Below are 20,145 nucleotides of genomic sequence, written 5' to 3' on the forward strand. Positions count from 1 at the left end.
CAGCTATGCGTCCCAAGGAGACTGCTTCGTGGCGAAGAAGATTCTGATCGTCGGCGGCGGCTACGCCGGGTTCTACACGGCATGGAAGCTCGAGAAGATGCTCCGTGCCGGTGAGGCCGAGGTCACCATCGTTGACCCGCTGCCCTACATGGCCTACCTGCCCTTCCTCCCCGAGGTGGCTTCGGGCTCGATCGAACCGCGTCACGCGGTCGTGGCGCGCCGTCGCCACCTGAACCGCACCGCGAACATCGCGGGCAAGGTCACGGGCATCTCGCACGCCACGAAGACCGCGACGGTCACGCCGACCGAGGGCGAGCCCTTCGAGTTCGCGTACGACCACATCGTGGTCACCACCGGCTCGGTCTCGCGCACCTTCCCGATCGCCGGCATCGCCGACAACGCGATCGGCATGAAGACCATCGAAGAGGCCGTCGCCGTGCGCGACCGCATGGTCGGCAACTTCGAGCGCGCCGCGTCGCTGCCCGCCGGCAGCCCGGAGCGCGCGAAGCTCCTCACCGTCACCGTCGTGGGCGGCGGCTTCGCCGGCATCGAGTCGATCTCCGAGCTGCGCTCGTTCGCGACCTCGCTGCTGCGCCGCTACCCCGAGATCACCTTCGACGAGACGAAGTTCCACCTCATCGAGGCGATGGGCCGCATCATGCCCGAGGTCTCGCAGGAGACCGCGAACTGGGTGGTCAAGGATCAGACCCGTCGCGGCGTCGAGATCCACCTCGACACCCAGCTCAGCTCGGCCGTCGACGGCAAGATCGAGCTCTCGACCGGCGAGAACTACGAGTCCGACCTCATCGTCTGGACCGCGGGCGTCATGCCCCGCCCGTTCCTGCGCGGCACCGACCTGCCGATCGGCCCCCGCGGCCACGTGATCGCGAGCCCGAACCTGCGCATCACGTCGGAGGACGGTTCGGAGCTCGACGGTGCATGGACCGCCGGCGACACCTCTCAGGTCCCCGACATCTCGGCGACCCCCGGCCCCGGCGGCTTCTGCGTGCCCAACGCGCAGCACGCCGTGCGCCAGGGCAAGCTGCTTGCCAAGAACATCGCCGCCGACCTGCGCGGTGAGGGCGTGCGCGAGTACAACCACAAGAACGCCGGCGCGGTCGCGGGCCTCGGCCTGAACACGGGCGTGTTCCAGTCGGGCAAGTTCGCGATGAAGGGCTACTTCGCGTGGCTCGCGCACCGCTTCTACCACGGCCTCGCGATCCCCACGTGGGAGCGCAAGTGGCGCGTGTTCGGCGGCTGGGTCGGGCACTTCTTCCTGGGTCGCGATGTCGTGAACATCGAGGCCGTCCAGGAACCGAAGGCGATCTTCCAGGAGTTCGCGAGCCGTCCGAAGCCCGCAGCCGAGTAATCCTCAGCTTCACCGCTGCGCCCCGCCGAGCTATTCGCTCGGCGGGGCGCAGCCGTGTCCGGGGGACACTGCACGGACTCCCTAGACTGAAATCATGAACCAGACGGCCGGGGCACTGCTGGGCTCCGGCCGGTGGGTGCGCGAGAGCCCCGTCTCGCGCACGATCGGCCGCGCGTACTTCGGGCTGCAGGCGGTCGCGGGCGCGGTCTGGTGGATCGCGGTGTTCACCGTTCCCGCGGTGCGCCGGGCGACGCTGGGCGATATCGACCCGGTGCTCATGGCTGCCGCCGACGTGCCGCTGTTCGTGCTCGCCTCCGCGCTCGCCGCGCTTGGTGTCCGTCGGGCGGCCTGGATCGCGGTTCCGTGGACGCTGTTCGTCTCGGCGGCGATGGTCATTCTCGCGACGGCGACGGGAACCGCCGGGTGGGGTGCGCTGCTCATGAGCGCCGCCGCGATCGGGAGTGTCCTCGCCTGGCTGCTGCTGCGTTTCGGCAGGATTCCCGCCGATGCCGCGCTCGTGGGCCCGCTCGGCTTCGGCACTGCGCGGCGCGGGATTCCGCCGCTCCGGCAGCTCGGGCGAACCCTGCTGCAGATGTCGGTGTTCTGGATCCTGTTCCTCGGGGTGATTCCGTTCGGGGTCGCGCTGCTGGAGTGGCGGTGGGGGCTGCGGTCGGAGTTCCCCGTCGCCGTGCGCGTGCTCGGGGCCGCGATCCTGCTGCTGGCGAGCGCCCTCGGCGTCTGGGCGGCGTTCGCGATGGCCCTGCGCGGTGACGGTACGCCGCTGCCCTCGGCTGCCGCGAACCGGCTCGTGCTCGCCGGCCCCTACCGCCTCGTGCGGAACCCGATGGCGCTCGCCGGGATCGTGCAGGCGTTCGGGGTCGGGCTGTGCGGCAGCTCCTGGCTCGTCGCCGTCTACGCGCTCTGCGGGATCCTCTACTGGAACGAGCTCGTTCGCCCGTTCGAGGAGGACGACCTCGCGCGCCGCTTCGGCGCTGAGTTCGAGGCGTACCGGGCACGGGTGCGGTGCTGGGTGCCGCGGCTGCGCCCCGCCGGGTGAGCGAGGTCGCGCTCAGCCCTCGTCGGAGTGGCGCGACAGGAACTCGTACATCTCGGTGTCGTCGACGCCGGGGAACGATCCGGTGGGGAGCGGGGAGAGCACGTGCGCGTGCATGCGCGCGCTCGGCCAGGCCTTCCCTTCCCAGCGTTCGAGCAGCCCGCCCTCCGCGGTTCGGCAGCACGACGGATCCGGGCAGGTGGACGAGGTCCGAGTGGTGGTCTCCCGGCCGCGGAACCACTTCGCGTCGTCGAACGGCACCCCGAAGGTGATCGAGAACGGGCCCTGCTCGGCATCGCCGGTCTGCGCGCTCGCCCAGAACGTGCCTGCCGGGGTGTCGGTGTACTGATAGAACTCGCTCGTGCGGTTGGTCCGGTTGAACGCCGTGCGGCCCGCCCACTTGCGGCACAGCGGCTGCCCCTCGACCGAACCGGACTCGTCGGCGGGGAACGGCAGGCCGTCGTTCTCGTAGCCGCGCTGCAGCGTGCCCGCGCCGTCGGCCCGGTAGAAGTGGACGCGCAGGCCGAGGTGCTCGGTCGCGAGGTTCGTGAAGCGGTGCGCTGCGGCCTCGTGCGTGACGCCGAAGGCGTCGCGCAGATCCTCGATCGCGAGGTTCCGTTCGCGCTTGGCCTGCTGCAGGAACTCGGCGGCGCGGGCCTCGGGGATCAGGCAGGCCGCGGCGAAGTAGTTGATCTGCAGCCGCTGCTCGAGGAACTCGGCGTAGCTCGCCGGCGGACGGTGTCCGAGTACCCGGTGGCCCATCGCCTGAAGTGCGAGGGAGCGCAGGCCGTGGCCACCGGGGATCGAGGCCGGCGGCAGGTAGATGCGGCCGCCCTCGAGGTCGGTGATGCTGCGCGTGTTCGGCGGCAGGTCGTCGGCGAAGATCAGGGTGAAGCCGAGGGACTCGGCGAGCACGGCCACTTCGCGGTGACGCAGTGCACCGTAGCGGGGGCCGAGGCGGCTCATCAGCTCGTCCGCGGCGCGCTCCAGCTCGGGCAGGTAGTTGTCGCGCTCGCGCATCTGCATGCGGATGCGCGTGTTGGCCCGGCGCGCCTCCTCGGGGGTCGCGGCCGCGGCGCGCGAACGGCGCAGCAGCTCGCGGTGCAGGCCCACGAGCGATTCGAGGGCGTCGTCGCTGAGCGACTTCGGCATGCGGACCCGGGGGAGCTGCAACTGCGCGTAGAGGGGGAGGGACTGCGCGCGGTCGAGCTCGATCTCGAGCGCGCTGCGGCGATCCGGAGCCTCGGCCTTGAGCAGCTCGGCCGTGTCGACGTCGAGAGCCTGCGCGATGCCCTGCAACAGGGACAGCCGCGGCTCCCTCCGGCCGTTCTCGATGTGGGAGAGCTGGCTCGCCACGACCCCGACGCGTTCGCCGAGCTGGTCCAGCGTGAGCCCCGCCGAGGTGCGGAAGTGCTTGATGCGTTTTCCGAGCAGGAGGCGCTGGCTCGCGCCGTCGTCGCCGAGGGAATCCGAGTGAGGGGCCATTCCTTGACTATACGGCAAGAAGTGCGATTCTTTACATGCGAAAGTGACGATTCGGTGTCCGGAGGGCGGCCGAGAATGGGTTTACCACCGTTTCTTACCCGAGGAGTACGACGTCATGGGCAGCGCCACGACTCTCGCACCGGAAGCCACGATCGCCGAGCTGGTCCGCAGCAACGCGACCACCGACGTGGCCGAGGTGCTCACCTGGGTGACCGAGGTCGCCGAACTCACCCGTCCCGAGGCCGTCGTCTGGTGCGACGGATCCCAGGAGGAGTGGGCGCAGCTCACCTCCGAGATGGTCGAGGCGGGCACCCTGCTCCCGCTCAACAAGGATCTGCGTCCCGGCAGCTTCCTCGCTCGCTCGCACCCCGGTGACGTGGCACGCGTCGAGGACCGCACCTTCATCTGCTCCGAGAACGAGGCCGACGCCGGCCCGACGAACAACTGGCGCGCGCCGGCCGAGATGAAGGCGGAGCTGCAGCCGTTCTTCGCGGGCTCGATGCGGGGCCGCACCATGTACGTGGTGCCCTTCTCGATGGGCCCGGTCGGCGGAGCGATCTCGCAGCTGGGCATCCAGCTCACCGACTCGCCCTACGCCGTGCTCAACATGCGCATCATGACCCGCATGGGCCAGGACGCGCTCGACGGCATCACCGCCGGCAGCGAGTGGGTCCGCACCGTGCACTCGGTCGGCGCTCCGCTCGAACCGGGCCAGGACGACGTCGAGTGGCCCTGCAACGACACGAAGTACATCACGCACTTCCCCGACACGCTCGAGGTCTGGTCGTTCGGCTCGGGCTACGGCGGGAACGCGCTGCTCTCGAAGAAGTGCTTCGCGCTCCGCATCGCCTCGGTCATGGGTCGCAACGAGGGCTGGCTCGCCGAGCACATGCTGCTGCTCAAGCTGACCGACACCGAGACCGGCAAGGACTACCACCTGTCCGCCGCGTTCCCCTCGGCATGCGGCAAGACCAACCTCGCGATGCTTCAGCCGACGATCCCCGGCTGGAAGGTCGAGACCATCGGCGACGACATCGCCTGGCTCCGCCCCGGCAAGGACGGTCGCCTGTACGCGATCAACCCCGAGGCCGGCTTCTTCGGCGTCGCACCGGGCACCGGCGCGTCGACCAACCCGGTCGCGATGGAGACCCTCTGGGGCAACACCATCTTCACCAACGTCGCGCTCACCGATCAGGGCGACGTGTGGTGGGAGGGCATGACCGATGAGGTCCCCGATCACCTGATCGACTGGCAGGGCAACGACTGGACCCCCGAGTCCGGCCGACCGGCGGCGCACCCGAACTCGCGCTTCACCGTGCCGATCCAGCAGACCCCGACCCTCGCCGACGACTGGTACGAGCAGGACGGCGTCCCGCTCGACGTGATCCTCTTCGGCGGCCGCCGCGCGACCAACGTGCCCCTCGTGGCGCAGTCGCTCAGCTGGGAGCACGGCGTGTTCGTCGGCGCGACCATGGGCTCCGAGAAGACCGCTGCTCAGGAGGGTTCGGTCGGCGAGCTGCGCCGCGACCCCTTCGCGATGCTGCCCTTCTGCGGCTACAACATGGCCGACTACTGGGGCCACTGGCTCGAGATGGGCGAGAAGCTCGGCGAGAAGGCTCCGAAGATCTTCCAGGTGAACTGGTTCCGCAAGGGCGCCGACGGCCGCTTCCTGTGGCCCGGATTCGGCGACAACTCGCGCGTGATCGACTGGGTGATCCGGCGTATCGCGGGCGAGGTCGAGGGTCGCGAGACCGCGGTCGGCACCGTGCCCGCCGAGGGCGAGCTGAAGCTCGACGGCCTGGATCTGCCGGCCGCCGACCTCGACGAGCTGTTCTCGATCGACCCGGCCTCGTGGCTGGCCGAGGCGGAGCTGACCGAGGAGTTCTTCGCCCAGTTCGGCGACCGGGTGCCGGCTCGCCTGCACCAGGAGCTCGAGACGCTGCGAGGGCGCCTCTCCGCTTGATGATTTCGGTCGGCCTCCGGTCGACCGCCACAGCTGTGGGGTTCGGGTTCTGCCCAGCTCGAACCTCACGACCTACCGTGAGCCCCGAGTTCTGCCCAGCTCGGGGCTCACTCTTTTGCGCGGGTGGGCCCAGGGCGGGCACGGGTGACGGTGCGCCGAGCCCTCGGATGTGCTGTGGCACGATGGAGGTCCGCCCCCGATAGCCCAACTGGCAGAGGCGACCGACTTAAAATCGGTTCAGTCAGGGTTCGAATCCCTGTCGGGGGACTCGCTCACTCCGCGAGGCCGCGCACGTACGCCGCGATTCGGGCAGTGCTGCGGTCCGCGTCGGCGGCGAGCCGATCGAGCAGCGGCGCCGTGACCGCGAGCGGGAGTTCGGCGAGCGCCTGGGCGATCCGAGCGCGTTCCCCCGGCACCGAGCCGAACGCGTCCACGCGCGCGGCGAATGCGTGCACGATCCGCTCGGCGATCCCCGGTGCCTCCAGGGCCTCGGGTGCTTCGAGTGCCTCGATCGCCGCCGTCGACGCCGCAATCGCGCCGAGGGCCTCGGCGGCCTCGACGTCGCGGGACCCGTCGACCACCAGCGTGATGAGCACCGGGATCGCTCGGATCCCCGCCGCGCCGCAGTGCCGCCCCAGCGCGAGCGCCGCGAGGCCGCGCACGGAGCGCACCGGATCCTCGAGCGCGCGCAGGAGCAGCGCCTCGGAACGGTCGGGATCCAGCGAAGCGAGCGCGCGGACGGCGCGTTCGCGCACTGCGGGATCCGGGTGGGCGAGCACGGGATCGAGCGCGGCGACCGCTCCGGCCGGCCCGTCGGCATCGGATCCGGCGTCGGCGCGCGCCAGCGCCCAGCGCAGCGCGCCGGCGGCGTTCGTCTCGTCCTCGCCGAGCAGCGCCTCCGCGATCGGGGCGGCGGGCGGCGCGGATCCGGAGGCGGCGTCGAGCGCCGCGCGGTACCGGGCCTCCGGGCGCGCGGATCCCAGCTGTTTGAGCAGCTGGACGGTATCGAGCGCCTCGCTCCAATCGCCCGGGCCGGAGGCCGCGAGCTGCTCCAGCCGGTCGAGCAGCTCGCGGTGCTGCCGCATCTGCTCCCGGGTGCGCGCGACGAGCTCGCCGAGCAGCGCCGACGGCATCAGCTCGTGCGCGTCGGGGGACGCGTCGATCACGCGCTGCACCTCCTGCAGGCTGAGGCCGAGCGAGCGGAGCCCCTCCACGCGGAGCAGGCGCCAGACGTCCTGTTCCGCGTACTCGCGATAGCCGGAGGTGGTGCGCCCCGAGGGGCGCACCACTCCGAGCCGGTCGTAGTAGCGCAGCATGCGCGCGCTGACGCCCGACCGGCTCGCGACCTCGCTAATGCGCACCGCGGCTCCCGGAGAACGCCGTGGCCATGCGGCCCGCGTCGGCTGGATCGAGGGCGAAGGACGCGTCGGGGTCCTCGAGGAGGCGGGCGGTCGCGAGCGCGTGGATCCGGACGGTCGGGCCCGCGTCGCGGCTCGCGTCCCGCACGGGGGCGATCGCGGCATCGCCGAGCGCAGCCAGCGCTCGGCTGAGGCTGCGCATGGTCTCGGCATCGCCCCGTCCGAGCTCGGAAGCCAGTTCCCGCGCGAGGTCCGCGTGCGCAGCCTCCGGGGCGACGGCGACTGCGGCTCGCCAGGCGGTGCGTGCGATGTCGGGATCTGCGTCGTGCAGGAACTCGCTGCGGATCGCGGGCCAGGTCGCGGGATCGCCGAACTTCGACAGCGTGTGCAGGGCCTGGCTGCGGGCGAGCACGGCGGGGGAGTTGAGCTCGGCGAGCACGGCGGGAAGCGCGAGTTCGCGCGGCATCCGGGTGAGCGCCCAGGTGAGCATGTCGCGCACCGAGAAGTCGGGCTCGACCCCGCAGCGGGCGACCAGGGGCTCGACGAAGTCGGGCTCGGGCGTCGTGCCCGCGGTGAGCGCGGCCTGCAGGCGCGCGGATGCATCGCCGGAGCGCAGCGCGAGCGCCAGCCGGTCGGCGCGGGTCGTGGTCTTCGGGATCTGGGTGTTCATGGGATCTCCTTCCACGAGTAGTCCACACCTTGACACTGTGTCAAGGTCAAGCGTGCGGAGTCGGAAGCCGCGAACGGTACGCTCGGAGCGTGATCCTCGCCAAGGTCCTCCTCGTCGTCTCACTGCTCACAGCGGCGGCCCTCGGCATCTTCATGCGCGTGCGCGGCTGGTGGCGTCGTCGCACGGGATCGGGCGATCCCCGCTGAGGCGTGCCCCGTGCCTCATGGTCCGCCCACTACACTGCGGACATGGCATTCGATCTGGGGGCCGCGACGTTGCGCGCCCGAGCCGCTGAACAGACCTGGCGCACGGACCCCGAGCGCTATTGGACGAGCCTGTCCGGCGCGACCCGGGAGCTCCCCGCGCCCGTCGTGGCGCTGAGCGCCGAGGCGCTGAGCTGGAACTCGCACGATCTGCTGCGCCGCGCGGGCGGACTCCCGATCCGGGTCGCCAGCAAGTCGATCCGGGTGCGGAGCGTCCTCGAATCGGTGCTCGCGCTGCCCGGGTACCGAGGCATCCTGGCCTACACGCTGGACGAGGCGGTCTGGCTTGCCGAGAGCGGGGTCTCCGACGACGTGGTCGTCGCGTACCCCACCGCGAACCGGGCGGCGATCCGCTCGCTCGCGTCGAGCGAGCGGGCATTGGCCGCGGTGAGCATGATGGTCGACAGCGCGGAGCAGCTCGACCTGATCGACGCGGCCGTTCCGCCCGCCGAGCGCGCGGCGCCGATCCGCGTCTGCCTGGACTTCGACGCGTCCTGGCGCACCCGGGCGCTCGGACACATCGGCGTGCTGCGCTCGCCCGTGCACGAGCCTGCCGAGCTGCGGGCCCTCGCCGAGCTGGTGCTGCGTCGCGACGGTTTCGCGTTGGTCGGGGTCATGTCCTACGAGGCGCAGATCGCCGGCGTCACCGACGATCCTCCCGGCCGGCCGCTGAACGGCGCCCTGATGCGGGCGGTGCAGCGTGCGAGCGGCGCCGAGCTGGTGGAGCGCCGGGCGCGGGCCATCGCCGCGGTGCGCGCGGTGACGGACCTCGAGTTCGTGAACGGGGGAGGCACCGGTTCGATCGAGCGGACCGTCTCGGAGGGCGCGGTGACCGAGGTCGCGGCGGGCAGCGGGCTCTTCGGGCCGCGCCTGTTCGACGGGTACCGGTCGTTCACCCCGGCGCCCGCCGCAGCGTTCGCGCTCGACGTGGTGCGCAAGCCGAGCGCCGAGACGGCGACCCTGCTCGGGGGCGGCTGGATCGCCTCGGGTGTGGCGGGCGCCGACCGCTCGCCGACGCTGTCGTGGCCGGAGGGCTTGAGATTCGCGCCGCGCGAGGGCGCGGGCGAGGTGCAAACCCCGCTGCTCGGACGAGCGGCTGCGGCGCTGCGGGTCGGGGATCGGGTCTGGCTGCGCCACACCAAGTCCGGCGAGATCATGGAGCACGCGAACGCCGCGGTGCTGGTGCAGGAGGGCGCGGTCGTGGACGAGCTGCCGACCTATCGAGGAGAGGGACGGTGCTTCTTGTGAGCGCACGCTGGCAGAACTGGGCGCGCACGGAGTCGTCGCAGCCCGCGACCGTGATCGCGCCGGAGTCGATCGACCACGTGGTGCGCGCCGTCGAGCGCGCTCGTGAGACCGGGCACACCGTGAAGCCGATCGGCGCTTCGCACAGCTTCACCGCGATCGGCGCCACCGATGGGATCCGGATCGAGCTCGACCGCATGCAGGGCATGGTCTCGGCGGATCTGACGCGCGGGCGGGTGACGCTCTGGGGCGGGACCCGGCTCTGGCAGCTGCCCGACATCCTGGACCCGCTGGGGCTCGCGCTCGAGAACATGGGCGATATCGATCGGCAGACGATCACCGGGGCGACCCAGACCGGCACGCACGGCACGGGACTCGGATTCGGCGGCCTCGCCAGCCGGGTGGTCGGCGCGACCCTCGTCACGGGGACCGGCGAGGTGCTGACCGTCAGCGAGACCGAGAACGCCGAACTGCTGCCCGCGGTCGCGCTCGGGCTCGGGGCGCTCGGCGTGCTCGTCACCGTCACGATCCAGTGCGTGCCGAGCTACCTGCTGCACGCGGTCGAGGCGCCGGCGCCGTTCGAGGAGGTCCTCGAGAGCTACGAGCAGCGCTGCCGCGATTCCGACCACTTCGAGTTCTACTGGTTCCCGCACACCGAGGGGACCCGCACCAAGACCAACACCCGGATGCCGGTCGCGGCGGGCCCCGAGCCGCTCGGCAGCGTCTCGCGCTTCGTCGACGAGGAGCTCGTCAACAACGCCGCGCTCGCGGGCCTCGTCTCGTTCGAGCGCTGGGTCCCGGCGAGCACGCCGGCGCTCAACCGCATGATCGAGCAGGTTTCGAGCCGCCGCAGCTATCGCGACCTCTCGCACCGCGTCTTCGTGACCCGGCGCCGGGTGAAGTTCCGCGAGATGGAGTACAGCGTGCCCCTCGAGGCCGTGCCGACGGCGCTGCGCGAGCTGCGCGCGCTGATCGAGCGTCGCGACTACCGGATCTCGTTCCCGATCGAGGTGCGTGCCGCGGCCGCTGACGACCGGCCGCTGTCGACGGCGAGCGGACGCGAGTCCGGCTATATCGCCGTGCACCGCTACTTCCGCGATCCCGACCGCGAGTACTTCCGCGAGGCGGAGGCGATCCTCGCCGCGCACGAGGGGCGTCCGCACTGGGGCAAGATGCACACGCAGGACGCCGGGTCCCTGAGCAGGCGGTACCCCGGTTTCGACCGCTTCGTCGAGGCGCGCGAGCGGCTCGACCCGGATCGGGTGTTCGCGAACCCGTACCTGCGCCGCGTGCTGGGGGCGTAGGCCGGATTCCTCCGGGGGAGAACGATTCCCGTTTCCCTGCCGATTGTCGGTGCGCGCCGATAGACTGTGCGGCATGAACGCAACCCTCATCGCCGTCATCGTCGTGGTCGCGCTGATCGCCGTCCTCGGCATCTACGTCTGGGCCACGTACAACTCCCTCGTCACGCTCCGCGTGCGGGTCGATGAGGCGTGGAGCGACATCACGGTGCAGTTGAAGCGCCGAGCCGACCTCATCCCGGCGCTGGTCGAGACCGTCAAGGGCTACGCCGCGCACGAGAAGGGCGTGTTCGATTCGGTCACGCAGGCGCGTGCCGAGACCATCTCGGCCCAGGGCCCCGCAGAGGCGTCCCTGGCCGAGGGGCACATGCAGTCCGCGCTCAAGAGCATCTTCGCGGTCGCCGAGGCCTACCCGCAGCTGCAGGCCAGCCAGAACTTCCTCCAGCTCCAGAGCGAGCTGGTCGACACCGAGAACAAGATCCAGGCGGCTCGCCGCTTCTACAACGGCGGGGTCCGCGAGTACAACACGAAGATCCAGCTGTTCCCCAACTCGCTGTTCGCGAAGGGCATGGGGTTCACCCAGCGCGAGTTCTTCGAGGTCGAAGACGTGGCTGCGATCTCCGAGCCGCCGCGCATCCAGTTCTAGCGAGGTTCCGTGTATCGCGCGATCCGTCGCAACAAGGTCAACAGCGTCCTCATCATCCTGCTGTTCCTCGCGATCGTCGGCGGGCTCGGGTGGCTCGCCTCGTACATCTACCGTTCACCGACCATCGTCATCTGGGTGGTGGTCATGGCGGTCGGCTACGCCGTCTTCCAGTACTTCATGGCCGGGCGTCAGGCCATCTCGATGGCGGGCGCCCGACAGATCACGGCCGCCGAAGAGCCACGGCTCTACCGCATCGTCGAGAACCTGTCGATCACCACGGGCACGCCCATGCCCGAGGTCTACATCGTCGAGGATCCCGCGCCGAACGCCTTCGCCACCGGCCGGGATCCCGAGCACGCGATCGTCGCGGCCACCACGGGCCTGCTCGAGATGATGACGGACTCCGAGCTCGAGGGGGTCATGGCGCACGAGCTTGGGCACGTGCGCAACTACGACATCCGCGTCTCGATGATCGTCTACGGGCTCGTGGTCGCGGTCGGCATGATCGCCGACATGCTCATGCGCATGGCGTTCTTCGGGCGCAATAACAACAACAGCAACCCGATCATGCTCGTGCTCGGCCTCGTCGCGATGCTCGTGGCCCCGCTCGTCGCGACCCTCGTGCAGCTCGCGGTCTCCCGTCAGCGCGAGTACCTCGCCGACGCGACCGGCGCCATGACCACCCGGCACCCGGAGGCGCTCGCCAGCGCGCTGCACAAGCTGTCCGAGTACGGGCGTCCCATGCAGAAGCAGAATTCGAGCATGGCGCACCTCTGGATCGCCGACCCGCTCAAGCCGGGCCTCGCGCAGCGCCTGTTCGCCACGCACCCGCCGATCCCCGACCGCATCCGCCGTCTGCTCGACATGGGCGGCAAGTTCTAGCGATCCGCTTGCGGGGGCTGCGCGCCGCTCGCCCCGCCCGGGGTGACGCGCCGACGGTGCCTGCCGAATCGGCATCCCCGCGGTGAATGTCGGTGGACAGGCGTAGGGTGGAAAGACGCTCTCGAGGAGGTCACCCGTTCCGTGTCAGGCATGTTCCGTTCGCTCTCGGTGCGCAACTACCGCATCTGGTTCGGCGGCGCGCTCGTCTCGAACATCGGCGCATGGATGCAGGCCACGGCCCAGAACTGGGTGGTGCTCACCGAGCTGACGCACACCGATGCGGTAGCGGTCGGCATCACCATGGCCCTGCAGTTCGGGCCCCAGATCCTGCTGGTGCCCGTCAGCGGCGCGGTCGCCGACCGCTTCGATCGTCGGCGGGTGCTCATGGTCACCCAGTCGCTCCTCATGCTGCTCGCCCTCGGGCTCGGGCTCCTGCTCATCTCGGGCGCGGCCGAACTCTGGATGGTCTACGGCTTCGCGCTCGCGCTCGGCACGGTCAACGCCTTCGATACGCCCGCCCGGCAGTCCTTCGTATCCGACCTCGTGGGGCCGGCGCAGCTCTCGAACGCGGTCGCGCTCAACTCGGCCTCCTTCAACTCCGCCCGGCTCATCGGGCCGGCGGTCGCGGGCCTGCTGATCGCCGTCGTCGGATCCGGGTGGGTATTCATCATCAACTCGGTCTCGTTCCTGGCAGTGCTCGGCGCGCTCTGGGCGATCCGGCTGCCGAAGCACGACCGGCTCGGCGCGGGGTCCGGCTCCTACGGCAGCCAGCTCGCCGCGGGCTTCCGGTACGTGTGGCGCAGGCATGACCTGCTCGTGATCTTCGCCATGGTGTTCGTGATCGGCACATTCGGCATGAACTTCCCAGTCGTATCGTCGACCATGGCGGTCGAGTTCCATCGCGGCGCGGGGGAGTACGGGGTGCTCTCCTCGATCCTCGCGATCGGCTCGTTGACCGGTGCACTGCTGGCGGCGCGCAGACCCGCGGCCCGCCTCCGCGTCGTCGTCCTCTCTGCGGGCGGCTTCGGCGCGGCGAGCCTGATCGCCGCGCTGATGCCGAGCTTCTGGACCTTCGCCGCCACGCTCGTGCTGCTCGGCTTCTCCACCGCGACGCTGCTGACCACCGCCAACGGCTTCGTGCAGACCACCTCGGACCCGGCGGTGCGCGGGCGCGTGCTGTCGCTCTACTTCGCGATCCTGATGGGCGGCACGCCAATCGGCGCACCGATCGTCGGTGCCATCGCCGACGCGTTCGGGGCGCGCTGGACGCTGGGCGTCGCCGCCATCGCGGGCGCCATCTCCTTCGGCATCGGGGTCGTGTGGCTCCTCACCGAACGGCGCCTGCGCGTGCACTACGACCGGGACCACCGCTTCCGGGTCACCCACGCCGGGCGACCCGGCCTGGGCGACGATCCCGGAGCGCAGAGCGAGACGCTGACGGCACCCATCGAGGTCCTGCGACGCGGCCGCGACGACAGCGGAGACGCCCCGCACGGAGTAGGCTGAGTGCTGTCGTGCGTCGGCGGCCGCCGCGCGCTCAGCATCATTCGTGGAGCCTGATACATCGTGAGTGACTTCCTGTCCAGCCAGACCCGCACCGAGACTGATTCTCTCGGCAGCATGGAGATCCCGGCCTCGGCCTATTGGGGGGTGCACACCGCGCGAGCGCACGTGAACTTCCCGATCTCGCGCCGACCGATCTCGGTCTACCCCGACTTCGTGCGCGCGTTCGCGTGCGTGAAGCAGGCGGCGGCGCGCGCCAACCTCGAGATCGGCGCGCTCGACGAGCAGCGCGCGACCCTCATCGACCGCGCTTGCGAAGAGGTCAAGACGGGCATGCTGCTCGACCAGTTCGTGGTGGGCGTGGTGCAGGGCGGTGCCGGCACCTCGACCAACATGAACGCGAACGAGGTCATCACCAACCGGGCGCTCGAGCTCGCGGGTCATCAGAAGGGCGACTACTCGTTCATCAACCCGAACGACCACACCAACCGCTCGCAGTCGACCAACGACACCTACCCGACCGCGATCAAGATCGCGCTCGCGTTCTCGCTGCAGAGCCTGCTCGAGGAGCTCTCGCTGCTCGCCGAGTCGTTCGCCGCCAAGGGCCGCGAGTTCTCGCACATCATCAAGGTCGGCCGCACGCAGCTGCAGGACGCCGTCCCCATGACCCTCGGCCAGGAGTTCAACGCCTTCGCCGTCACCCTTCGCGAAGACATCGAGCGCCTCCGCGAGGCCGTCTCGCTGCTCGGCGAGGTCAACATGGGTGCCACCGCCATCGGTACGGGCATCAACGCGCCGCGCGGCTACAAGGAGTCGGTCATCCGGCACCTGCGCGAGATCACCGGTCTCGACCTCGTCACCGCGGGCGACCTCGTCGAGTCCACCAGCGACACCGGCGTGTTCATCACCTTCTCGGGTGCGCTCAAGCGCAGCGCCCTCAAGCTCTCCAAGATCTCCAACGACCTGCGCCTGCTCTCGTCGGGCCCGCAGGCGGGCCTCGGCGAGATCAACCTGCCGGCCCGCCAGGCCGGTTCCTCGATCATGCCGGGCAAGGTCAACCCCGTGATCCCCGAGGCCGTCTCGCAGGTGGCCTACTCGGTCGCCGGCGCCGACGTCACCGTCTCGATGGCGGTCGAGGCGGGCCAGCTGCAGCTGAACGCCTTCGAGCCGATCATCGCGCACTCGCTGTTCCAGTCGATCACCTGGCTCGAGCGCGCCTGCCAGACGCTGCGCGTCAACTGCGTCGACGGCATCACCGCGAACGAGGAGCGTCTGGCAGACACCGTCGCACGTTCGGTGACCGTCATCACCGCGCTCGCTCCCGTCATCGGCTACGCCGAGGCCGCGAAGCTCGCGAAGCAGGCGCTCGCCACCAACGAGAAGGTCTCCGATCTCGTCATCACGGCCGGCCTGCTCGACCAGGCGCAGCTCGACGAGATCCTGCAGCCGGCGAAGCTCGCCGGCCTGGCGCCCGACACCGGGGTCATCGACATCCCCAAGCAGGTGCTGCCGGACGCCGCGGGCGAGGCTCCCGAGACCGTCGAAGCCGGCGCGCAGACCGCTGCGCCGAAGGGCAGCGACTGACCGTCGGTTCCACCGATTCAACGGGGCGGGCGGCAGGATCCTCGGATCCTGCCGCCCGCCCCGTTCGCATCCGAGCGCTGCGCCGCGTCGCCGGGATACGGAACGCCCGTTCGCATCCGAGGATGCGAACGGGCGTTGCGGTGGCGGTTGCGCGGCTTACTCGGGGAGGACGCAGTGCGAGGTGAGCGCGCCGATGCCCTCGATGGTCACGGTCACGTCGGTGCCGGGCCGCAGGTACAGCGGGGGCTTGCGCGAGCGGCCGGCGCCACCGGGGGAGCCGGTCGAGATGAGCGTGCCGGGCAGCAGGGTCAGCTCCTGCGACAGCGTCGAGATGAGCTGTGCGACGGTGCGGATCATGAAGCCGGTGGTCGAGTCCTGCACGCGCAGGCCGTCGACGTCGGTGGTGATGTGCAGCGCCTGCGGGTCGGGGATCTCGTCGGCGGTGACGACGACGGGACCGACGGGGGTGAAGCCGTCGAACGACTTGCAGCGCGACCACTGGGGCTCGCGGAACTGGATGTCGCGGGCCGTGATGTCGTTGATGACGGTGTAGCCGAACACCGAGTCGAGCGCCTCCTCGACGGACGCGTTCTTGGTGGTCTTGCCGATGATCACACCGAGCTCGCCCTCGTAGTCGACCTCGTCGCTGATGGCGGGGGGCAGCGGGACCTGACCCTCGTGCGCACCCAGCGAGTTCGGGAACAGCGAGAACAGCACGGGGCCGGAGTCGTTGTCGAGGCTCAGTTCGCTCGCGTGCTCGTCGTAGTTGAGTCCGACGGCCAGCACGATGGGGGGCGCGATGACGGCGGGCGCATAGCTCGCGGAGTCGATCGCGTAGCCCGCATCGGCGCTCAGCGCCTCGGCTGCGGCGCGCACCCGCTCCAGCGCCTCGGGACCTTCCGCGATGAGATCGCCGAGGCTCGTCGCACTGCTGCCGAGCTCGCGCACCGGAACCCCGCGGTCCTCGCGTACGAGCACCAGCTCGGGGTCGGAACCGGCGGGGGACTCAGCGGGGATGAGATGTGCGAACTTCACCCCTCCAGGCTAGGGCATAGCGGCCCGATCCATGTCTCCGCGCGCACGACTCGGTCATTCGATGGTGGGTATCCTCGCGCGTCGGGCCCCCGGTTTCGTCGGCACCCCTCAGTTGCACGGATCCGGGAGACGAGACCACGATGGACCCATGAGCGGAACGAATGCGCGATCGGGCCTCGACGCGGAGCTGAGCGGCTTGCTCGGCGAGCACTGGATCACCGACCCCGATGCCCTCGAGGCGCTGCGCGGGGACCGGAGCGGCCTGATCGCGGAGGGCCGGGGGATCGGGCTCGCGGAGCCCGCGGACACGGAGCAGGTCGCGGCGGTGCTGCGGATCGCGGCTGCGCACGGGGTCCCGGTCGTGCCGCGGGGTGCGGGCACCGGTCTCGCCGGCGGCGGGGTCGTCGGTGCGGGACGCATCGCCCTGTCGACGGCGCGCATGACCGCGATCCGCGAGATCAACCCGGTCGACCAGGTCGCCGTCGTCGGCGCCGGCGTGATCAACGCCGAACTGGACCGAGCGGCGCGCGAGCACGGCTTGCGGTACGCGCCGGATCCCGCGAGCCGCGCGATCTCGACGATCGGCGGCAACATCGCGACGAACGCCGGCGGCCTGCTCTGCGCGAAGTACGGGGTGACCCGCGAGGCCGTGCTCGGCCTGACCGCGGTGCTGGCCGACGGCAGGATCCTGCGTACCGGACGCCGGAGCGTGAAGGGGGTCACCGGCTACGACCTGACCGCGCTGCTCGTCGGGTCGGAGGGCACCCTCGGCGTCATCACGGAGGCGACGGTGCGCCTGATCCCGCGGCCGGACGTGGAGCCGGTCACCGTCGGAGCGGTCCTGCCGGATCTCGCAGGAGCGCTCGAGCTGTGCCAGGAGCTGCAGGCGGCCGGGCAGCGGCCGGCGCTGCTCGAGATCATGGACGTCCGCTCGCTCGCGGCGGTGACCGCGTACCTGCCGGAGGCCGATCGGCCCGGCCCGTTCGCCGGGCCGATCGGCGCCGGGTCGGCTGCCGTCATCGTCCAGTGGGACGCGGAGGGCGCAGGGGAGGCGGCGGCGCGCGCGGTGCGGCTCGTCGAGGTGGCGGGTGGGCGGGCGATCCGCTGCGACGAAGAGGCGGGCGGAGAGCAGGTGCTCGGTGTCCGGCGCGCGATGAACCCGGCGCTGCCGAACGGCACCGACGTGCTGATCGAGGACGTCTGCGTGCCGCGTTCGAAGCTCGCCGAGATGTACGCGGCGATCGCCCGGATCGAGGCCGAGACGGGGATCGAGATCCCGACGGCGGGGCACGCGGCCGACGGCAACCTGCATCCGCACCTGTCCGTGCGCTCCGAGGATCGCACCCCGGGCGGCGAGATCCCCGAGCGGGTCTGGGACGCGGCCGCGCGCGTGTTCCGGGCTGCGCTCGACCTGGGCGGCACCCTCACCGGCGAGCACGGCATCGGCGTGCTGAAGGCGCGCTGGCTGCGCGACGAGCTCGGGGACGAGTCGTTCGCGCTGCAGCAGGGGATCCGGCAGCTGTTCGATCCGCGGGGGCAGTTGAACCCGGACGCGGTGTTCGTCGAAGGCGGTTCCGGTGCGAACGCGAATGGTGACACGGTTCCCTGAGAGCGAACGCGGTGCCGAGCGAGCCTCGGACCCGCAACAATGGAGTCATGACTGAATCATCGCTGTCGAAGCCCGAGATCGAGTTCCCCGAGGGCCCCGCTCCCACCGAGCTGCAGATCGTCGACGTCGTCGAGGGATCCGGCGAGGAAGCGCTCGCGAGCTCGACCGTCAACGTCCACTACCTCGGCGTCGAGTTCGAGTCCGGCGAGGAGTTCGACTCCTCGTGGGGCCGCGGCGAGTCCATCAACTTCCCCCTGCGCTCCCTGATCCAGGGCTGGCAGGTCGGAATCCCCGGTATGAAGGTCGGCGGCCGTCGCAAGCTCATCGTGCCCCCGGCGCAGGCCTACGGCGCAGCCGGTGCGCACCCCCTCGCGGGCAAGACCCTCATCTTCGTGATCGACCTGCTCGGCGTCAGCTGACCCCGGCGCGCTCGCGCATCGAACATTCGAAGCCCCCGATTCCCACAGGAATCGGGGGCTTCCTCGGTTGCCTGGTAACGTCGTTCCCTGGAGATTCGCAGCTTTCACTGCACGAAGGGACGCATGGTGGCAGCAGAGCAGACGACCGAGGCACGGAGCTGGGTCGATCGGTACTTCGAGATCAGTGAGCGCGGCTCGACCATCGGGCGCGAGGTGCGCGGCGGGCTCGTGACGTTCGTCACGATGGCCTACATCGTGATCCTCAACCCGATCATCCTGTCGGGCAGCGCCGACATCGCCGGCGACAAGCTTCCGTTCGCGTCCGTGAGCGCCGTCACAGCGCTCACCGCTGGCGTCATGACGATCCTCTTCGGCATCGTCTCGCGTATGCCCTTCGGCTTCGCCGCGGGCCTCGGCATCAACGCCTTCCTCGCCTTCTCGGTCGTGGGTCAGGTCACCTGGCCCGAGGCGATGGCGCTCGTCATCATCAACGGCGTGCTCATCGTGCTGCTGGCCGCGACCGGCCTGCGTCGCATGATCTTCGACGCAGTCCCCGTGCAGCTCAAGCTCGCGATCACCGTCGGCATCGGTCTCTTCATCGCCTTCATCGGCTTCGTCAACGCGGGCTTCGTGACGGCCACCGGTGCGGCTTCGCCGCCCGTCGGTCTCGGCGTCGGCGGATCGGTCGGCACGATCCCGACCGTCATCTTCGTCTTCACGCTCGTGCTCACGGGCATCCTCGTTGCGCGCAAGGTCAAGGGCGGCCTCCTCATCGGCCTCGTCAGCGGCACGGTCGTCGCCGTGATCGTCGAGGCGATCTGGCACCTCGGCTCCGCGCAGGAGAACAAGGGCGGCTGGGGACTCACCGTGCCCGCGCTCTCGGGCGCACCGTTCAGCGTGCCCGACCTGAGCCTGTTCGGTGCGGTCAGCTTCGACTTCGGCAAGGTCAGCATGGTCACCGTGGTCATGCTCGTCTTCACGCTGCTGTTCACCAACTTCTTCGATGCGATGGGCACCATGACGGGCCTGTCCCGCGAGGCTGGCCTGGCCGACGAGAAGGGCAACTTCCCGCGCCTCAAGTCCGCGCTGGTGGTCGAAGGCGTCGGCGCGATCGCCGGCGGCTTCACCTCGTCCTCCTCGAACACCGTGTTCATCGAGTCGGGCGCCGGCATCGGCGAGGGCGCGCGCACGGGCTTCGCGAACATCGTCACCGGTGGCGTGTTCCTGCTTGCCATGTTCTTCACGCCCCTGACGCAGATCGTGCCGACCGAGGTCGCCGCGGCCGCGCTCGTCATCGTGGGCGCGCTGATGATGGCGCAGATCGCGCACATCGACCTCACCGACTTCCGCGTGCTGCTGCCGGTGTTCCTCACGGCGGCGGTCATGCCGCTGACCTACTCGATCGCGAACGGCATCGGCGCGGGCTTCGTCTCGTGGGTGCTCGTCCACGCGTTCTCGGGTAAGGCCAAGCAGGTGCACTGGCTGCTCTGGATCGTCGCCGCCGGCTTCATGGTGTTCTTCGCCCGCGGCCCCATCGAGGCGCTGCTCGGGGCGTAGCCCCTCCTGCGGCTCCGCGCGAGTCGCGCCAGCCGCGCGCTGCGCCAGTCGTGCCAGCCGCGCGCTGCGCCAGCCGCAAAACACCGCGTCCCCTGCGAAACACCCGGTTGCAACCGGGAGTCTCGCAGGGGACGCGGTGTTTCGCCTGTCTCTCACACCCATCTGACGCTGCCGCCGGCACAACCGGTGTCGCCTCAGGTGG

16 protein-coding genes and 1 tRNA gene are annotated in these 20,145 nt (G+C 70.4%); 13 read left to right on the forward strand and 4 right to left on the reverse strand.

Going from position 1 to position 20,145, the window contains the following annotated elements; translation table 11 throughout:
- Positions 1-28 precede the first annotated feature (28 nt).
- Together BMH31_RS14660 and BMH31_RS14665 are read left to right on the forward strand one after the other, a co-directional pair.
- Positions 29-1,369, forward strand: coding sequence for an FAD-dependent oxidoreductase (locus tag BMH31_RS14660; protein ID WP_099722464.1), 1,341 nt, complete (start codon positions 29-31; stop codon positions 1,367-1,369).
- A 94-nt stretch (positions 1,370-1,463) separates the two neighbouring features.
- Positions 1,464-2,426, forward strand: a complete 963-nt coding sequence (locus BMH31_RS14665) for an isoprenylcysteine carboxylmethyltransferase family protein (RefSeq protein WP_099722463.1) — start codon at positions 1,464-1,466, stop codon at positions 2,424-2,426.
- Between the two features lie 12 nt (positions 2,427-2,438).
- Here BMH31_RS14665 and BMH31_RS14670 read toward each other — a convergent pair whose 3' ends face one another.
- Positions 2,439-3,908, reverse strand: coding sequence for a helix-turn-helix domain-containing protein (locus BMH31_RS14670; RefSeq protein ID WP_099722462.1), 1,470 nt, complete (start codon positions 3,906-3,908; stop codon positions 2,439-2,441).
- A gap of 115 nt (positions 3,909-4,023) precedes the next feature.
- Between BMH31_RS14670 and BMH31_RS14675 the strand changes: the two genes are divergently transcribed.
- Positions 4,024-5,871, forward strand: coding sequence for a phosphoenolpyruvate carboxykinase (GTP) (locus BMH31_RS14675; RefSeq protein ID WP_099722461.1), 1,848 nt, complete (start codon positions 4,024-4,026; stop codon positions 5,869-5,871).
- A gap of 193 nt (positions 5,872-6,064) precedes the next feature.
- Positions 6,065-6,138: transfer RNA gene (locus BMH31_RS14680), tRNA-Leu, on the forward strand.
- Between the two features lie 5 nt (positions 6,139-6,143).
- On the opposite strand, the gene BMH31_RS14685 is transcribed toward BMH31_RS14680, so the two are convergent.
- Together BMH31_RS14685 and BMH31_RS14690 are read right to left on the reverse strand one after the other, a co-directional pair.
- A complete protein-coding gene (locus BMH31_RS14685; RefSeq protein WP_099722460.1) occupies positions 6,144-7,232 on the reverse strand; it encodes a MerR family transcriptional regulator in 1,089 nt (362 codons plus the stop codon).
- A complete protein-coding gene (locus BMH31_RS14690) occupies positions 7,222-7,899 on the reverse strand; it encodes a HEAT repeat domain-containing protein (protein ID WP_099722459.1) in 678 nt (225 codons plus the stop codon). Before BMH31_RS14690 ends, BMH31_RS14685 begins: the two co-directional genes overlap by 11 nt.
- A gap of 248 nt (positions 7,900-8,147) precedes the next feature.
- On the opposite strand from BMH31_RS14690, the gene BMH31_RS14695 reads away from it, so the two are divergent.
- The 6 genes from BMH31_RS14695 to BMH31_RS14720 all read left to right on the forward strand — a co-directional run bounded on the left by BMH31_RS14695 (position 8,148) and on the right by BMH31_RS14720 (position 15,323).
- Positions 8,148-9,410: an alanine racemase gene (locus tag BMH31_RS14695; protein WP_099722458.1), complete on the forward strand. Its 1,263-nt coding sequence runs from the start codon at positions 8,148-8,150 to the stop codon at positions 9,408-9,410.
- Positions 9,398-10,711 carry a D-arabinono-1,4-lactone oxidase gene (locus BMH31_RS14700; protein WP_099722457.1) on the forward strand — a complete coding sequence of 438 codons (1,314 nt, stop codon included), beginning with the start codon at positions 9,398-9,400 and terminating at the stop codon, positions 10,709-10,711. The genes BMH31_RS14695 and BMH31_RS14700 overlap by 13 nt, the downstream gene beginning before the upstream one ends.
- A gap of 73 nt (positions 10,712-10,784) precedes the next feature.
- Positions 10,785-11,354: a LemA family protein gene (locus BMH31_RS14705; RefSeq protein WP_099722456.1), complete on the forward strand. Its 570-nt coding sequence runs from the start codon at positions 10,785-10,787 to the stop codon at positions 11,352-11,354.
- A 9-nt stretch (positions 11,355-11,363) separates the two neighbouring features.
- Complete coding sequence (locus BMH31_RS14710) at positions 11,364-12,236, forward strand: M48 family metalloprotease (protein WP_099722455.1); 873 nt, start codon at positions 11,364-11,366, stop codon at positions 12,234-12,236.
- Positions 12,237-12,386: 150 nt separating this feature from the next.
- The gene (locus BMH31_RS14715) at positions 12,387-13,742 is read left to right on the forward strand and encodes an MFS transporter (protein WP_099722454.1); all 1,356 of its coding nucleotides are present in this window, start codon (positions 12,387-12,389) and stop codon (positions 13,740-13,742) included.
- 60 nt (positions 13,743-13,802) lie between these two features.
- Positions 13,803-15,323: an aspartate ammonia-lyase gene (locus tag BMH31_RS14720; protein WP_099722453.1), complete on the forward strand. Its 1,521-nt coding sequence runs from the start codon at positions 13,803-13,805 to the stop codon at positions 15,321-15,323.
- A gap of 156 nt (positions 15,324-15,479) precedes the next feature.
- Here BMH31_RS14720 and BMH31_RS14725 read toward each other — a convergent pair whose 3' ends face one another.
- The gene (locus BMH31_RS14725) at positions 15,480-16,358 is read right to left on the reverse strand and encodes a fumarylacetoacetate hydrolase family protein (RefSeq protein ID WP_099722452.1); all 879 of its coding nucleotides are present in this window, start codon (positions 16,356-16,358) and stop codon (positions 15,480-15,482) included.
- Positions 16,359-16,506: 148 nt separating this feature from the next.
- On the opposite strand from BMH31_RS14725, the gene BMH31_RS14730 reads away from it, so the two are divergent.
- The 3 genes from BMH31_RS14730 to BMH31_RS14740 all read left to right on the forward strand — a co-directional run bounded on the left by BMH31_RS14730 (position 16,507) and on the right by BMH31_RS14740 (position 19,943).
- The gene (locus BMH31_RS14730; protein WP_099747336.1) at positions 16,507-17,967 is read left to right on the forward strand and encodes an FAD-linked oxidase C-terminal domain-containing protein; all 1,461 of its coding nucleotides are present in this window, start codon (positions 16,507-16,509) and stop codon (positions 17,965-17,967) included.
- A 47-nt stretch (positions 17,968-18,014) separates the two neighbouring features.
- Positions 18,015-18,386, forward strand: coding sequence for an FKBP-type peptidyl-prolyl cis-trans isomerase (locus BMH31_RS14735; RefSeq protein ID WP_046454295.1), 372 nt, complete (start codon positions 18,015-18,017; stop codon positions 18,384-18,386).
- A gap of 123 nt (positions 18,387-18,509) precedes the next feature.
- Entirely contained in the window at positions 18,510-19,943 is a 1,434-nt protein-coding gene (locus BMH31_RS14740; RefSeq protein WP_099722909.1) for an NCS2 family permease, read from the forward strand.
- The last annotated feature ends 202 nt before the right edge of the window (positions 19,944-20,145 follow it).

The organism is Leucobacter sp. OLIS6 (genome assembly GCF_002752355.1).
Classification (GTDB): Bacteria; Actinomycetota; Actinomycetes; order Actinomycetales; family Microbacteriaceae; genus Leucobacter.

Coding starts and splice junctions, on each gene's coding strand:
- BMH31_RS14705 (WP_099722456.1), top strand. CDS start 10,785: ATGAACGCAACCCTCATCGCCGTCATCGTCGTGGTCGCGCTGATCGCC.
- BMH31_RS14670 (WP_099722462.1), bottom strand. CDS start 3,908: ATGGCCCCTCACTCGGATTCCCTCGGCGACGACGGCGCGAGCCAGCGC.
- BMH31_RS14665 (WP_099722463.1), top strand. CDS start 1,464: ATGAACCAGACGGCCGGGGCACTGCTGGGCTCCGGCCGGTGGGTGCGC.
- BMH31_RS14675 (WP_099722461.1), top strand. CDS start 4,024: ATGGGCAGCGCCACGACTCTCGCACCGGAAGCCACGATCGCCGAGCTG.
- BMH31_RS14690 (WP_099722459.1), bottom strand. CDS start 7,899: ATGAACACCCAGATCCCGAAGACCACGACCCGCGCCGACCGGCTGGCG.
- BMH31_RS14730 (WP_099747336.1), top strand. CDS start 16,507: ATGAGCGGAACGAATGCGCGATCGGGCCTCGACGCGGAGCTGAGCGGC.
- BMH31_RS14735 (WP_046454295.1), top strand. CDS start 18,015: ATGACTGAATCATCGCTGTCGAAGCCCGAGATCGAGTTCCCCGAGGGC.
- BMH31_RS14695 (WP_099722458.1), top strand. CDS start 8,148: ATGGCATTCGATCTGGGGGCCGCGACGTTGCGCGCCCGAGCCGCTGAA.
- BMH31_RS14740 (WP_099722909.1), top strand. CDS start 18,510: ATGGTGGCAGCAGAGCAGACGACCGAGGCACGGAGCTGGGTCGATCGG.
- BMH31_RS14715 (WP_099722454.1), top strand. CDS start 12,387: ATGTTCCGTTCGCTCTCGGTGCGCAACTACCGCATCTGGTTCGGCGGC.